Source organism: Loktanella agnita, from assembly GCF_046640325.1.
Classification (GTDB): Bacteria; Pseudomonadota; Alphaproteobacteria; order Rhodobacterales; family Rhodobacteraceae; genus Yoonia; species Yoonia agnita.
Genome location: NZ_JBJMBF010000006.1, coordinates 163,107 through 177,948 on the forward strand (window position 1 = coordinate 163,107; position 14,842 = coordinate 177,948).

General features: G+C 57.2%; 14 protein-coding genes. 8 read left to right on the plus strand and 6 right to left on the minus strand.

The features are described 5' to 3' along the window. Positions 1-29 precede the first annotated feature (29 nt). Together ACJ5NV_RS08860 and ACJ5NV_RS08865 are read right to left on the minus strand one after the other, a co-directional pair. On the minus strand, positions 30-662 hold the full coding sequence (locus ACJ5NV_RS08860; RefSeq protein WP_411643306.1) for a response regulator transcription factor: 633 nt from the start codon (positions 660-662) through the stop codon (positions 30-32). After that, positions 659-2,098 (minus strand): cache domain-containing protein, encoded by a 1,440-nt coding sequence (locus tag ACJ5NV_RS08865; protein WP_411643307.1) that lies wholly within the window; start codon positions 2,096-2,098, stop codon positions 659-661. Before ACJ5NV_RS08865 ends, ACJ5NV_RS08860 begins: the two co-directional genes overlap by 4 nt. Positions 2,099-2,342: 244 nt before the next feature. On the opposite strand from ACJ5NV_RS08865, the gene ACJ5NV_RS08870 reads away from it, so the two are divergent. The 6 genes from ACJ5NV_RS08870 to ACJ5NV_RS08895 all read left to right on the plus strand — a co-directional run bounded on the left by ACJ5NV_RS08870 (position 2,343) and on the right by ACJ5NV_RS08895 (position 9,115). Then, entirely contained in the window at positions 2,343-3,425 is a 1,083-nt protein-coding gene (locus tag ACJ5NV_RS08870) for a TRAP transporter substrate-binding protein (RefSeq protein ID WP_411643308.1), read from the plus strand. 115 nt (positions 3,426-3,540) lie between these two features. Continuing rightward, positions 3,541-4,545 (plus strand): TRAP transporter small permease subunit, encoded by a 1,005-nt coding sequence (locus ACJ5NV_RS08875; RefSeq protein ID WP_411643309.1) that lies wholly within the window; start codon positions 3,541-3,543, stop codon positions 4,543-4,545. An 18-nt stretch (positions 4,546-4,563) separates the two neighbouring features. Beyond that, positions 4,564-6,918 carry a TRAP transporter large permease gene (locus ACJ5NV_RS08880; protein ID WP_411643310.1) on the plus strand — a complete coding sequence of 785 codons (2,355 nt, stop codon included), beginning with the start codon at positions 4,564-4,566 and terminating at the stop codon, positions 6,916-6,918. Between the two features lie 140 nt (positions 6,919-7,058). Further along, positions 7,059-7,751, plus strand: a complete 693-nt coding sequence (locus ACJ5NV_RS08885; protein WP_411643311.1) for a phosphatidylserine decarboxylase — start codon at positions 7,059-7,061, stop codon at positions 7,749-7,751. A gap of 3 nt (positions 7,752-7,754) precedes the next feature. After that, a complete protein-coding gene (gene pssA, locus ACJ5NV_RS08890) occupies positions 7,755-8,492 on the plus strand; it encodes a CDP-diacylglycerol--serine O-phosphatidyltransferase (protein ID WP_411643312.1) in 738 nt (245 codons plus the stop codon). Between the two features lie 2 nt (positions 8,493-8,494). After that, positions 8,495-9,115 carry a class I SAM-dependent methyltransferase gene (locus ACJ5NV_RS08895; RefSeq protein WP_411643313.1) on the plus strand — a complete coding sequence of 207 codons (621 nt, stop codon included), beginning with the start codon at positions 8,495-8,497 and terminating at the stop codon, positions 9,113-9,115. Here the strand turns inward: ACJ5NV_RS08895 and ACJ5NV_RS08900 are convergent. The 4 genes from ACJ5NV_RS08900 to ACJ5NV_RS08915 form a co-directional block, all read right to left on the minus strand. Continuing rightward, positions 9,112-9,918, minus strand: a complete 807-nt coding sequence (locus tag ACJ5NV_RS08900) for an arginyltransferase (RefSeq protein WP_411643314.1) — start codon at positions 9,916-9,918, stop codon at positions 9,112-9,114. The genes ACJ5NV_RS08895 and ACJ5NV_RS08900 overlap by 4 nt on opposite strands. A 161-nt stretch (positions 9,919-10,079) precedes the next feature. After that, positions 10,080-10,532 (minus strand): DUF2852 domain-containing protein, encoded by a 453-nt coding sequence (locus tag ACJ5NV_RS08905; RefSeq protein WP_411643315.1) that lies wholly within the window; start codon positions 10,530-10,532, stop codon positions 10,080-10,082. Between the two features lie 57 nt (positions 10,533-10,589). After that, on the minus strand, positions 10,590-11,027 hold the full coding sequence (locus ACJ5NV_RS08910) for a DUF2852 domain-containing protein (protein WP_411643316.1): 438 nt from the start codon (positions 11,025-11,027) through the stop codon (positions 10,590-10,592). 107 nt (positions 11,028-11,134) lie between these two features. Next, on the minus strand, positions 11,135-11,608 hold the full coding sequence (locus ACJ5NV_RS08915) for a YbaK/EbsC family protein (RefSeq protein WP_411643317.1): 474 nt from the start codon (positions 11,606-11,608) through the stop codon (positions 11,135-11,137). 74 nt (positions 11,609-11,682) lie between these two features. Between ACJ5NV_RS08915 and ACJ5NV_RS08920 the strand changes: the two genes are divergently transcribed. Both ACJ5NV_RS08920 and ACJ5NV_RS08925 read left to right on the plus strand, forming a co-directional pair. After that, the gene (locus ACJ5NV_RS08920) at positions 11,683-14,463 is read left to right on the plus strand and encodes a [protein-PII] uridylyltransferase family protein (RefSeq protein WP_411643318.1); all 2,781 of its coding nucleotides are present in this window, start codon (positions 11,683-11,685) and stop codon (positions 14,461-14,463) included. Further along, on the plus strand, positions 14,444-14,713 hold the full coding sequence (locus ACJ5NV_RS08925; protein WP_411643319.1) for a hypothetical protein: 270 nt from the start codon (positions 14,444-14,446) through the stop codon (positions 14,711-14,713). The genes ACJ5NV_RS08920 and ACJ5NV_RS08925 overlap by 20 nt, the downstream gene beginning before the upstream one ends. The last annotated feature ends 129 nt before the right edge of the window (positions 14,714-14,842 follow it).

Genomic DNA, 14,842 nt, shown 5'->3' on the forward strand with positions numbered 1-14,842 from the left:
GGGCCGTGCCTGTTGGCAGGTGCGGCCCGTCAGATCCCGGTGCCTTGCAGCACCCCATGTTCAAGCGCATAGCGGGTCAGGCCGGCGGTTGAGCTTATCCCTAATTTGCGTTTGATGTTCTTGCGATGGGTTTCCACGGTGCGGACAGAGATGTTCAGCGTGTTGGCCACATCCTTGTTGGACTGTCCCTGCGCCAGTTCCAGCAGGATTGTTTGTTCGCGATTGGTCAGCGTTTCCCGCCCGTCGCTGATTTTGGGTTCAAGAGAGCCTTTCGCGCCGGGGCAGAGGTACTGCGCATCGGCCATCACCGTTTCAATCGCGGTGCGGATTTCGTCGGTCGGTACGTCCTTGAGGATATACCCCCGCGCCCCGTGGCTGAGCGCGGTGGAAATATATTCCGGGCTGTCGTGCATCGACAGGATCAGGATGCGCGTTTCCGGCCGCTTTTCCAGAATCATTTCGGTTGCGTTTAATCCGGAAAGTCCGGGCATATTCAGGTCAAGAAGCACCACATCGGGTGAAAGCGCATCGACTTGGTCGACCGCGTCCTGCCCGTTGTTGAGCGTGCCCACGATCTGAATGTCAGGGTAGCTTTCCAGAATGGCTTGGATGCCTTCGACGATCATCGGGTGATCGTCAACGATGAGAACGCGGGTTGTCATGCGCTTTCTTTCCGATTTGTTTTCTGCGGGCTGAGCATGTGGCTCAGCGGGATCTGTGCTTCGATCACTGTGCCGGTCTGGTCGCCGTACCGAGCTGATAGGATACGGAGGCTGCCGTTGAGCTGTTCAATCCGTTCCTGCATGTTGCGCAGCCCGATGCCAGTGCCTTCGTGCCGGGCGGGTTGGGGCCAGACCATGCCTTTGCCATTGTCGATGATGCGCAGCATCGCGCCGTTGCGGTGCCCCTTGAGCGTCATGTTGACATGGGTTGCATCGGCGTGCCGTTCGATATTTGTCAGCGCCTCTTGTGCGATCCGATAGAGCGCGATCCGTGCTTCCCGGTCCAGCCGGTTGCGAAAGACCACGGTTTCGAACTCTGCGTCGATATCGGTGCGTTTGCTGAAGTCGTCAACCAGCGCTTGAAGTGCGGGACCAAGCCCCAGATCATCTAGCACGCCGGGTCGCAGGTCGCGGCTGATCCGCCGTACCTCTTGGCTGGCTGAATTCAATCCTTCGATCCCTTTGGCGAGTGCTGTGTCACTGGCGGCATTGCTGTCGCGCTTGCGCCGTGCCAGTTCCAGCGCATAGCGTACTCCGACAAGCATCTGGCTGATCCCGTCATGCAGTTCACGTGCGACGCGCCCGCGCTCTTCTTCTTGGGCGTCGATGATCCGCTGGGTCAGCTGCTTGAGTTTGGCATCGGCAAGACGTCTTTCGCGCAGGTTGAGCGACATGCCCGTGGTGAATACGCCCACCAGCGCGGCGATGGCGATGGCGACGATATAGTATGAGGTTCGGGTGATCCGTGCTTCGACATCGGCGCGGGATGCGGCGACGTTTTCCAGCACGTCGTCAATAAACACCCCGGTGCCGATCACCCAGCGCCAGTCCTGCAGCCCGTTGACATAGACGATCATCCGCTCGCTGGTGCCGGTAGAGGGCTTGGGCCAGTCAAAGCTGTGATAGCCCCCGCCAGAGCGCGCGATCTGGATCAGCGTGTCTGTGATTGGGGTCCCATTGGGATCGCGCAACCCTATCCAGTTCTTGCCGATCAGGGTTGTTTGCCGTGGTGCCACGAGGTTGTTGCCATCATAATCGAACACAAAGAAATACCCGTCCTGCCCATATAGCATTGCAGATAATTCGCGGGTGACTGCTAGCTTCGCCTCTGCGTCATCGGGGGCGGCCCGCCCGTAGGTGTTGACGAATGCGGTGCGTGCGATGGACAGGTAATTGCGGAGCTCTGCACGTTTGGCGTCTATCAACTGCCGTTCCAGCGCCAGAATTTCCCGTTCGGCGAGTTGACGCGATTGATTGCTGACAACCAGAAAGATTAGGAACACAGCCACGACGAGAGGCAGCGTTGCCAAAAGAAACACCTTCTGTCCGTAACTAATTGATAACATATCGCGCACACGCACAAGAAACGTTGTCATTGGACGGACCGATACGCGGTAATCGCTTGCGAATCAAATCTTAACGGGGTGATGTCTGCAAGTATCTAAAAAGTACCCGCGCATAAAGCTGCGCACTGATTGGTAAAAAATCTCACAATCCACGGTTTATACGCAGTATTGCGTATTTCCCGGGGATAATCTGCGGGCTAGTGTGCGCGCATAAAACCGATCTATCCTTTGCTCACATTGTGCATCGGGGACTAAATAACTGGGAGGTTACTCTATGGATCGTCGTTCTTTTTTGAGAAATTCAGCACTTGGTGGCAGCGCTGCTGCTGCGACTGCGCTTGCCGCACCGGCCTATGCGCAGGGCAACCGGACGCTGACAATGGTAACCACCTGGGGCCGTGGCCTGGCCGGTGTACATGATGCTGCACAGCATGTTGCAGACAACATCACCGCAATGTCTGGTGGGTCGCTGACCATCGACCTGAAAGCCGCAGGCGAGCTTGTTGGCGCGTTCGAAGTGTTTGACGCTGTCACATCCGGTCAGGCGGATATGTACCACGGTGCGGATTATTACTTTGTGAACCAGCACCCTGCCTATGCTTATTTTGCCTCTGTCCCGTTCGGTATGACCGCACAGGAACTGGCGAACTGGTATTACCACGGTGAAGGTCAGGCATTCCACGATGAGCTGGGCCAGATCTTTGGCCTGAAATCATTCTTTGCTGGCAACACGGGCCCACAGTCAGGTGGTTGGTTCGCGAAAGAGATCACTGGCCCGGAAGACTTCCAGGGCTTGCGTTTCCGTATGCCGGGTCTGGGTGGTCAGGCGCTGGGCAAAATGGGTGCCTCAGTGCAGAACCTGCCCGGTGCAGAAGTGTACCAGGCACTGGCATCCGGCGCGATTGACGGCACAGAGTGGATCGGCCCTTGGGCGGATGAGAAAGCTGGTTTTCAGGAAATCACTAAGTTCTACTATACCGCTGGTATGCACGAGCCGGGTCCTGGCCTGACGCTGGCCACGAACTTGGATGTCTGGGATAGCCTGAGCGCTGAGCACAAGAAAATCGTCGAAGTTGCATCTGGTGAAGCGAACCAGTGGAACCTGTCCTTGTTCATGAACAATAATGCTGCTGCGCTGCAACGTTTGCAGGCTGGTGGTGTGAAGGTGCTGGAATTCCCTGACGCCGTCTGGGACGCGATGGGCGATGCCGCACGCGAAACGCTGGACCAATATGCTGGCGACGACATCTTTGACCGTCTGCGCGCGAGCTATGAAGCGTCCATGCAGTCTTCGTCTGGGTGGATCACCCGGTCTGAGGGTGCTTACCGGCTTCAGCGTGACCGGATCATGGGCTAACCCCCATTTATCCAAATCGGAAACGGGCCTACGCAATGCATAGGCCCGTTTCCGGGCGTTTCTGACGCGGTGCGGACCTGATTGGCAGTGGTCCCCGCGTGACGGGAGAATTCCAATGGAAGAAGAAGTGGCATGTGCGGGCTTTTTCAAAGCAACCGCTGACGGCGCGCTGAGCTGTCTTGATGCGTTTCAGGCGAGCGGCTGGGTCCAATTCTTCATCGGCAATCTGATCGAGGCGATCTACAATCTGGGCTATCTGCTTTCGCACCCCGGCGTGTGGCTGTCTTGGGTGCCCTATATCAACGGTCAGATGCCCGATGCAGAGATCAAAGAGGCGCTGGCGCGTTTCATCTATTACGGTGCCTCGGTCGAGCTGTTCTTTGTGGCCCTTCTGATCTTTTTGATTTTCACGATCATCGGTCTGATCCGCAACCGGTTCATGTGGGGCTGTGTGCGGGTGCTGGAAGGGTTCGCCAACAGGGTGGGCCGGTTCTTTGCCTGGGCCGGGCTGTTGATGGTTTTGCAGCAGATCGTGATCATTTTTATGCAGCGGGTGTTTGCGGTGTCTGAAATCAGCGTGGGGTTCGGGGTGTCCTTTACCCGCGATCTGAGCTGGTGGTCCGAAGAGCTGAAGCTTTATAACGCGATGATTGTTTGCCTTTGCGCGACTTATACCTTTGTGCAAGGCGGCCACGTGCGGGTGGATCTTGTTTATTCGGCAGTCAGCTATCGCACCAAAAAGACAATCGACATGATCGGGGCGCTGCTGTTCATGGTCCCTGCGGCGATCCTTGTCTGGCTTTATGGTTGGTTCTTTTTGTGGCGGCATCTGGTTGTCCCGAACCCTTCAGCGTCGGACAGTTTGGAGCGGTTGGTGACCAAGGCCCGCGCGCTGCGCTGGAATGTCGAAACCATCGGGTTTTCGCCCAACGGGTTTGACGCCTATTTCCTGTTCAAGCTTTTGCTCGTCAGTTTCACCGCAATGGTTTTGTTGCAGGCGGTGGCGTTCTTCTATCGCTCTTATCTGGAGCTGAAAGAAGGGCCCAAGAGCGATGGCAAATATCTCGACAAGGACAAGATTGGCGATGCGACCGCCGAGCTTGTTGCTGACATTCACTAATCTGAGGCGATAAACGATATGCTTTTTGGACTTGATGGCGTCGAGATAGGCATCATTATCGTCTTCCTGACGCTGTTTGCAGGGATTTTATCCGGGTTTCCGGTGGCCTTTGCGATCAGCGGTGCGGCGGTGATTTCCTTTGCGATTATTGCGGCGCTGGATAGTTCCGGCCTGCTGATCCACGCTGCTGTGGATACCGGCTCAGACCCGTATAATGCGCTGATCAGCCAAGGCGTCAGGCCGGATGCGATTTCAGTTTTCAACTATCCTGATCTGCCCCGATACGAACATGTCCTGTTCCCGGATGGTTGGGAAACGGCACTGGATCGCAATCTGAGCTTTATGGTCAACCGCATGAACGAGCGTGTGCTGGCCGGGCAGTCGATCGAGACGCTGCTGGCTGTGCTGATGTTCGTGATGATGGGGATCGTGCTGGAACGTTCCCGGATCGCGGATGAGCTGCTGACGACGATGGCCAAGGTGTTTGGTCCGTTGCCCGGCGGTCTGGCCGTGTCCATCGTGATTGTTGGTGCCTTCCTTGCGGCCTCTACCGGGATTGTCGGTGCGACGGTTGTGACGATGGGCCTGCTGGCGCTGCCGACGATGCTGAAGAACGGCTATTCACCGGAGCTGTCCACAGGTGTCATCGCTGCGTCGGGTACATTGGGCCAAATCATTCCGCCCTCTATCGTGATCGTGCTGTTGGGGACATTGGCAGGTGATCTTTATTCCGCCGCACAGGAAGAGCGTGCGCAATTGGTGGGCTGCGGGGATGCGCTGACATTTCTGGGCGAGCCTGCGGTTGTATCCGTGGGCACGCTGTTTCAGGCGGCGATGCTGCCGGGTATCCTGCTGGCCTTGCTATACGCGGGCTATTCATTTGTGTTTGCGCTGCTCAACCCGTCCAAGGCACCGGCGGTGCCGATGGACAATGTGTCCGGCAAGCAGGCTGCACCGGCCGGCAATGCATTTACGTGGTTTCTGGCTGTGCCCATCGTCATGATCGGCCTGTTCATTGGGATGGGGCAAGCCGGGCTTGTCGGCACTCAATCCGTGATCGTCGACAGCTTTACGGATGCAGGCCAGACCGCATCGCTGCGGACCAATGTCAGCGCGGAGTGTCAGGCGGCGATGATTGACCTACATGGCCAAGACGCCTGGGATCAGGCTGCGGCTGAGCAGACGGCGATCAATGACGCAGGCGGTGTGGCACAGGCCCGTGAACTGTCGCCCGAAGAACGTGCAGAGCTGGTGCAAGCCCGTGTTGTGAACGCAGCGCCCATCGGTCCGGGCATTGCCATCACGGCGCTGCTGCTGGGGCTGGCGCTTGCTGTAGCGCGGGGTGTCGCGCCACGTGAAAGCAAGGCACCGCTTTATATCGCAACCGCTGGCGTTGTCCTGCTGCTGCTGGCCGATATCCTGCTGATCGGGCCGTTGACGACGCCGGGCACCACCACCTTGATTATCGCGCTACCGCTTTTGGTGATCTTCATCGGGATGCGCGGCGCGGCACGTTACCTTGCTGCGAATGAGATCTTGCGCGTGGTGTTTCCGCCGTTGGTTCTGATTATCGCGGTGCTTGGGTCGATCCTTGGCGGGATCACGAACCCCACACCGGCGGCGGCGCTGGGTGCGGGTGGTGCGATCCTGCTGGCGGCTTATCGCAAGCTGCATGATCAGGGGCGGTCGGGGCGCATGGTGTTTTTGACCTCGGGTGCGATTGTGCTGATGCTGATTATCGGCGTGAACTTCGACTTACGCATGGGGCAATCGGAGGTTCGGTTTGAAAATCGGCTGGCCTATGTGGCGGCGTTCGCTTGCTTTCTGTTCGCGATCTTTGGGTTGCTTTGGTCCTGCGGGGTGCTGCTGGTCGGTGGCGTGCTGTCTCCTGTGGTCCGCGAGACGGCCAAGGTCACATCAATGGTCTTTACCATCCTGATCGGGTCGCAGCTGTTGAACCTTGTGCTGATCTCTTTTGGTGGCGAGCATTATATCCAGCAGTTCCTGCGGTCTTTCGATGATGAATGGACGGTGTTCCTGCTGGTGATGCTGGTGCTGTTTATATTGGGCTTTGTGCTCGATTTCCTTGAAATCATCTATATTGTGATCCCGATAGTCGGGCCGGTGATCTATGGTGGTTCGTTCGATCCTAAATGGGTCACCATCATGATCGCGGTGAACCTACAGACGTCTTTCCTGACGCCGCCCTTTGGCTTTGCGCTGTTCTATCTGCGCGGTGTGGCGCCACGATCAATCACGACGGGTATGATCTATCGTGGCGTGATCCCGTTTATTGGCATTCAGGTGACGGGGCTCGTGCTGCTTGCGCTGTTCCCGGGCGTTGTCACGATTGTGCCAAATCTGTTGAATTGACAGCTGTTTTAGGATTGTAAGACGGGGCGGTATCAGTGGTATCGCCCCTTTTTTGGTAGAGCGTGAAGGTTTATCGCGCTGAGTTTTTGCTAGTTCTAGGTTGAGAAACATCAATTCAGCAAAAGCGCGGATAGAATATCATGACTATGCTTGGCACGTTCATCAAACCGATGCACCCAGAGGGGCTGCGGTTCGTTGGTATCTTTGCCGTCGCAACGCTCGCCTTGTTTTGGGTGCTGTCGGTGTTGGGTTGGATCGGCGTCGGGCTGACGGTCTGGTGCTACTATTTCTTTCGCGATCCCGTCCGCACCACGCCAGAGCGTGCCGGGCTGATCATCAGCCCTGCTGATGGTGTGGTCTCGCTGATCCAAAAGGCCGTGCCGCCCGCAGAGCTGGGTATGGCCGACGCGCCGTTGACCCGTGTCAGCGTGTTTATGAATGTGTTCAATTGCCATGTGAACCGGATGCCCGTTGGTGGTCGGATTGCTGCGGTTGCTTATCGGCCGGGCAAGTTTTTCAACGCTTCGCTTGATAAGGCAAGCGCTGACAATGAACGTAATTCGCTGGCTATCGAGATGGCGGATGGTCGCCAGATCGCCGTGGTGCAAATTGCAGGGTTGGTTGCGCGCCGTATTGTCTGTTTCGTCGCCCCGGACGCGCATCTTGCCACGGGTGACCGGTTTGGATTGATCCGCTTCGGGTCCCGTGTGGATGTCTATCTGCCTGACGGTGTTGCGCCGCTGGTCGCAGTGGGGCAGGGGATGATCGCGGGGGAGACTGTGCTGGCTGATCTGAACGCGACTGAGCCCGCGCGTACCGGGCGCACGGCGTAGATCATGGCACAGGATGTGCCAAAGCGCACTGAGCTTCCAATTATCGCGCTTTTACCGAACCTTGTGACGCTGGCGGCCATCTGTGCCGGGCTGACGGCGATCCGTTTCGGGTTTCACGGCCATTACGAACGTGCGGTGTTGCTGATCCTTTTGGCCTGTGTTTTCGACGCGGTTGATGGCCGGTTGGCCCGTCTTTTGAAAAGCGAAAGCAAGATGGGGGCGGAGTTGGATTCGCTGGCTGATTTCCTGAATTTCGGGGTTGCCGCGCCGCTTTTGCTGTATCTTTTTGCCCTGCAGGATATGCGCAACGCGGGCTGGATCGCGGCATTGATCTTTGCGCTGTGCTGTGTAATCCGGCTGGCCCGGTTCAACGTGCAAAGCAAGGCCGAGACGGACGACCGGGCCGGACGACATTTTGTTGGGGTCCCTGCACCTGCCGGGGCGATAATTGTGATGTTGCCGATGTTTATGTCTTTTCTTGTCGCAGAAGAGCCTGTCATTCCCGCCACCGCGATTGCCGTCTGGATGGTGATCGTCGGTTTGCTGATGATCAGCACGATCCGCACCTATTCTTTTAAGATGCTGACGATTTCCCGCTCAAATGCGCGGTTCTATCTTTTGGGTGCAATGGTTTTACTGGCTGCCGTGTTAACCTATATTTGGATGACACTTGTCTTGCTTGCTCTGGTTTACATCATCGGCGTTTTCTGGGCCTGGGGAGCAGGCCGAAGGGGGGAATAACCATGGATATCAACGCAGTCAGCACGTCCTATGCCCGGTGGGCACCGGTCTATGACAGAACGTTTGGCCAAGTCACAAATACGGGCCGTCGCCGTACGGTAGATTACATCAATGGCCATGGTCCAAAAGTGCTGGAAGTCGGGGTGGGAACTGGCCTTGCCTTGCGTGAATACAATGCGGATATGGAGGTCACGGGCATTGATTTCAGCGCAGAGATGCTGGCCAAAGCCCGCGCCAAGGTTTCGCAAGAAGCGCTGGGTCATGTGAAAGAACTGCGCCAGATGGACGCGCGGGCGCTGGATTTCCCCGATAATAGTTTCGATACGGTTACGGCGATGCATATTGTGTCGGTGGTGCCGGAGCCTGAAAAGGTTGTCGCGGAAATGGCGCGTGTCTGTAAGCCTGGCGGCAAGGTGGTGATCACCAATCACTTTGCCCGTGACAAAGGTTTTCTGGCATTGGTCGAACGGCTGACCGCACCCTTTGAGAACCTTCTTGGCTGGCATTCAGATTTTGCGAAATCCCGCGTTCTGGGTGAGCAGAGCTTGACGGTGACCGAAGAACGCCGCTTTCCCCCGCTGGGCATGATGACATTTTTGGTGCTGACGAAGTCAGACGCTTAATTGCGTCCATCCGGCAGGTTGATCCGCGCCACCTGTTCGGCGATGGGATCAGTCGAAAGCGGGTGCATATCGGCGTCATAGGCATCCGGGTCATGTAGGGCGGTCCATGTGCCGTCGCGATAGACCTCTAACCCTTTGAAATTGGCTTTATAGCCCATTTTCGGGCTCCCGGGCACCCAATAGCCAAGGTAGACATAAGGCAGGCCAAGGTCGCGGGCGATCATGATGTGATCAAGAATGATATAGGTGCCAAGCGACAGTTTTTCGAATTCCGGATCAAAGAAGGAATAGACCATCGACAGCCCGTCATCGAGAATATCGGTGAGACAGACGGCAATTAGTTTGTCTTCGAGATTATATTCAATGAGGCGGGACCGGATCGGCGTTTCTTCGACCATGGCGGCAAATTCGAACATATCCATATCGGCCATGCCGCCGCTGGCATGCCGCCCATCCAGATATTGACGGAAAAGCGCATATTGTTCTTCGGTCGCCCAGGGTGAGGTCGCCTGACGGTGCAAATGATCGGCCCGTTTCAGAACACGACGCTGGCTGCGGCTGGGGCTGAACATGGATACGTCAATCCGCGCAGACATACAGGCCGAGCATTCTGCACAGGAGGGACGATAGAGCACGTTCTGGCTGCGACGAAAGCCTTGCTTTGACAGGGAGTCGTTCAATTTGGTGGCGATATCACCTTGCAAAGCTGTAAACAATTTCCGTTCCATCCGCCCCTCAAGATAGGGGCAGGGCTGCGGCGCAGTCACATAAAACTGCGGGGCAATGGGGAGCGTGTGGCGCATCGTTTGGTCCGATTGGTTTCCCAAACTTTAACAACCGATTCTCATCAGGCCAAGCCTTTGTGTTCATCATCAGTTAAGCTTTGAATTTTAGGTAAATATCCGCTCGTAGAGCTGGTCATTTTGCGGGCAGTTCTATGCGATCCGCCCGCATTGATCAGATTTTATTGTTCCTGACGCTTTGCTTCGCGTGTGGTACGCATCCGATCTGTCATGAATTTATCGAATTCACCCTTGTCTTTGGCATCGCGCAGGCGGTTCAGAAAGCTTTCGAATTTGGTTTGTTCCTGCTCTAACCGTTGAAGCGTGTTGCTGCGATAGGCGTCGAAACTAGTATTGCCGCTGCTGCGCGCCTGCGCCTCGGGCGAGCGGGGGGCAAGCGTGGCCAGTGATGGGGTGTGACCGCCGTGCCACTGCCCCGGTGCGAAACCGCCGCGCCAGCCCAGAACAAGGGCCACGATCAGCCCTGCGATCCAAGATGCATTGAACGCGAAAATAATAGCGAGAATACCGAATACGCCGAACAATAGCGTCGAAAGAAGCTGCACGGAAACGGGCAGGGGTTTTTCGGTTTTGTGGCGGGGAGGCGTCTGCGTCCCCATGTCTGTGTTTGTCATAATATGTTCCTTCAATATGAAGACGGGCCCCCTGATATCGGGGACCCGCTGGTAACATCAGGCATTGCCGGTGCTGCTTGACTCTGATGCGTCATCGTCTCGGGCCGTTTTGGCGCGTTCATCCATGAACTGGTCAAATTCGGCTTTGTCCTTGGCGTCGCGCAGCCGCTTGAGGAAGGCCTCAAAGTTATCCTGTTCTTCTTCCAGCCGACGCAGCGTTTCGTTTTTATATGAGTCAAACGCACTGTTACCGCTTGATTTATGCATGTGTCGGGTCCGGGTTACGCCGGTGCAGGACGCTTTGAACATACGTTTACTCCATATCATATAGGCAAGAAGGGCAAGGCCGACGGGCCAGATGAAAATGAAACCGAGAAGCATCGCGGCAATCCATGCGCCCTTGCCCTGTTCATCAAGCCAAGCTTCTGCACGGGCGAAAAACCCCGGCTGCCGTGCAGCGCCGTTCATCGGGTAATGGGTTGTGGCAGTGTTCATGTGCGGGCTCCTTCACTGGGTTTATGTAAATGCTGTTTACATGAATAGATATCGGAGGCCGGGTGCTCTGCTTCAAGGGTGAATGTGAATGTTTTTTACATATCTAGCTAAAGTGAAATAAAATCAGCCACTTCCGCACTGTAAATCTGTGCCAGCACCTGCGGATCAATCGAAAAAATATGGCGCGGTGTCCCTGCAGCGGCGTAAACCACCGCAAACGCCAACAGCCGCGGATCGAAAAATGTCCGGATCGGATTGAGATGACCGACGGGAGCCACACCGCCGATTGCAAAGCCTGTTTGACTGCGGATCAGCGTTGCATCTGCCTTGCCTAGCGGCTGGCCTGCCAACACCGTTGCCTTGCTTTGGTCCACGGCGTTACCGCCTGCGGTGATGAACAGAAACAATGCACTTGAAGTCTCGCCTGCGAAAATGATCGACTTGGCAATCTGATCGACGTTGCAATTTACGGCATCCGCCGCCTGCTGGGCAGTCCGGGTCTGCACCGCCATTTCATGCGGGGTGATATCATGCCCGGCGGCCTGTAATACACCGACGACCCGTTTCAGGCTTTTGCTCATAAATCGTGCGCCCCTTCGTTCTGCATGCATTGTTATGATTGACGCTGACCGCTGACAACCGCACTGTGCCGCGCATGTCGTTTACGTCTCGCCTATCCCGCTCGCCCCGCCCTTATGATCCTGACCGGGGCGCTGATGCCGTGGCCGAGCTGCCGGGGCTAGCGCAAGATATTCACTCGCTTATCGCCGGGGCGGCGGGGTGCAGCCCTTATCTGGCCGGGCTGATCAAGAGCGAGGCAGACTGGTTGCCAGAAGCGTTAGAGACGCCGGAGCAGGCTGTCGATGCGTTGATGGCGAAGCTACCCGAAATCGCGCTGGACCGTCTGCCCGCCCATCTGCGCCAGACAAAACGCCGGATTGCGCTCCTGACGGCTTTGGCCGATCTGGGCGGTGTCTGGCCGCTGGAGCAGGTGACGCAGGTTCTGACAGATTTTGCAGATGGTGCTGTTTCGGCCTGCGTCACACGGCTTGTTGCGGCAGAGGTTGCGCGTGGAAAGCTGACCGGCGATGGCGATCCGCATGATGCGGCGGGCATGGTGGTGCTGGCCATGGGCAAGATGGGCGCGCATGAGCTGAATTATTCGTCGGATATTGACCTGATCTGCCTGTTTGATGAAACGCGCTATGATCCCGATGATTATCATGATGTGCGCGCGGCGCTGATCCGCGTGACCCGGCGCATGGCTGCGATCATGTCGGATGTCAAAGAAGGCGGCTATGTCTTTCGGACCGACCTACGGCTGCGCCCGGATGCCTCTGTCACGCCGGTGTGTTTGTCGATGGAGGCGGCAGAGCGCTATTATGAAAGTGTCGGGCGCACCTGGGAACGCGCCGCCTATATCAAGGCGCGCATTTGTGCGGGGGATCAGACGGCTGGTGCGCGGTTTCTTGACACTTTGCGCCCCTTTGTCTGGCGCAAGCATCTGGATTTTGTCGCCATTCAGGACGCCCACGACATGCGCCTGAAAATCCGCGATCACAAGGGGCTGCATGGCAATCTTGTGCTGGAAGACCACAACATGAAGCTGGGCCGTGGCGGCATCCGCGAGATCGAGTTTTTCACGCAAACCCGGCAGTTGATCGCGGGTGGGCGCGACCCGTCATTGCGGGTGCGTGGCACAGGGAACGGGCTGGATCGGCTGGCTGCGGCAGGCTGGATTCCCGTTGAAAGTGCTGCCCAGCTTTATGACCATTACCGACATCACCGCGAGGTGGAGCATCGCTTGCAGATGATCAATGACGCGCAGACGCACCAATTACCCAGCGATGCAGAGGGGTTTGAACGGCTGGCGGCCTTCATGGGGACCGACGTTGCGACGCTTCGCAACGATTTGACCACACGGGTCGAAGCGGTGCATGCCTTGACCGAAGGGTTCTTTGCCCCGGATGCCGCAGCACCTGCGCCACAATCGGATTGGGGCGCGGATGTGCTGGCCCGCTGGCCAAGCTACCCGGCGCTGCGGTCTGCCCGCGCAACCGAGATTTTTGCGCGCCTCCGTCCGGAAATCATGACCCGACTTGCCGAGGCAGCGAAACCGGACGAGGCATTATCACAGTTTGATGGGTTCCTAGCGGGGTTGCCTGCTGGGGTGCAGCTGTTTTCGCTGTTTGAGGCGAACCCGCAGTTAACCCAATTGATCGTCGATATCGCGGCCACGGCCCCGGCGTTGGCGCAATATCTGTCGCGCAATGCGGGGGTGCTGGATGCTGTGATCGCGGGTGAATTCTTTGCCCCATGGCCGGGTGTTGTTGGACTGCGCGAGAAACTGGCGGCGGTTCTGGCTGCGCAGGGTGACTATGAAGCGCAATTGATCGCGGCGCGTCGCTGGGCCAAGGAATGGCATTTCCGTATTGGCGTACATCATCTGCGGGGCCTGATCGATGCAGAGTCCAGCGGTCGCCAATATGCGGATCTGGCAGAGGCGGTGGTCTCGGCGTTGTGGCCGGTGGTTGCGGCAGAGTTCGCGCAGAAATATGGGCCGATGCCGGGCCGGGGCGTTGTGGTGCTGGGCATGGGGTCGCTGGGGGCAGGGCGGTTGAATGCCGCATCCGATCTGGACCTGATCGTGATCTACGATGCAGAAGGTGTGGATCGTTCGGACGGGCCGCGCCCCTTGGAAACGCGCACCTATTTCGCCCGGTTGACCCAGGCTTTGGTAACCGCGTTGAGCGCGCCCATGTCGCAAGGTCGGCTTTATGAGGTCGACATGCGCTTGCGCCCTTCTGGAAAACAGGGGCCGGTGGCGACCTCTTTCGCAGCGTTCAGTAATTATCAGCGCGACGAAGCCTGGACATGGGAACATCTGGCGCTGACTCGCGCCCGTCCGGTTGCTGGGAGTACCGGTCTGTCTGCTGAGATTGAGGCATTCCGCAGGGCGCTTCTGTCCGAAAAGGCGCAAGGTCCGACCGTTTTGTCCGATGTGGCCGAAATGCGCGACCGGATTGCACGTTCAAAGCCGTCGCAAGGAGAATGGGACGCAAAGATCGGTCCGGGACGTTTGCAGGATATTGAGTTATTTGCCCAGACGGCGGCCTTGCGCAGTGGCGCGCCGGCCCATGATCTGAAGGGGCAGTTGCAGGCCGGTGTGGAGAGTGGCTGGGTTGATACGGCCGATGCACATACGGTTGCTGCAACTGCCGGACTTTTGTGGCAGGTGCAGGCCAGTGCCCGATTGCTGACCGGTGGTGTGTTTGACCCGGATGCGCTGGGCGAAGGGGGGCGTCGAATGATATTGCGCGAGACCGGTTGCGATGACATTGATGCGCTCAATACCCGCATGGTGGCGGCGCGGGTGCAGGCCGCTGAAGTGATCAAAAGGTTGTTGGAGAGCGTAGATGGAGAAAGATCCAAATGATCCGCGCGGGCTGATCCGCGAGTCTTTTCGGATTGACGGGATCACGGCTGAAGAGTGTCGGACAATCTTTCTTGATTGGGTGCTGACCATGCCAGCGGAGGCCGATATCAAAACCGTCGTGCGGGCGTTGCTGGCAACTTATGCCGACGCAAACGACTCGCATCCGATGACCGCTACACTGCAAGATGCCTTAGCACAGGTTAATCCTGCCCGCCGACGTGGTGGACGCCGGGCAAGGTTTGAGAACTGACCTGTGGTTGGCTGAGCTGAGGTCACATCGCCCAAGTTAGATAAGCTTCTCGGCTTTTTACGGGTGAATGTTTGAAGTTGACGATGGGTGCGTATCGGATCGGTGCGCGAATTTTGATTTCCACTGCAA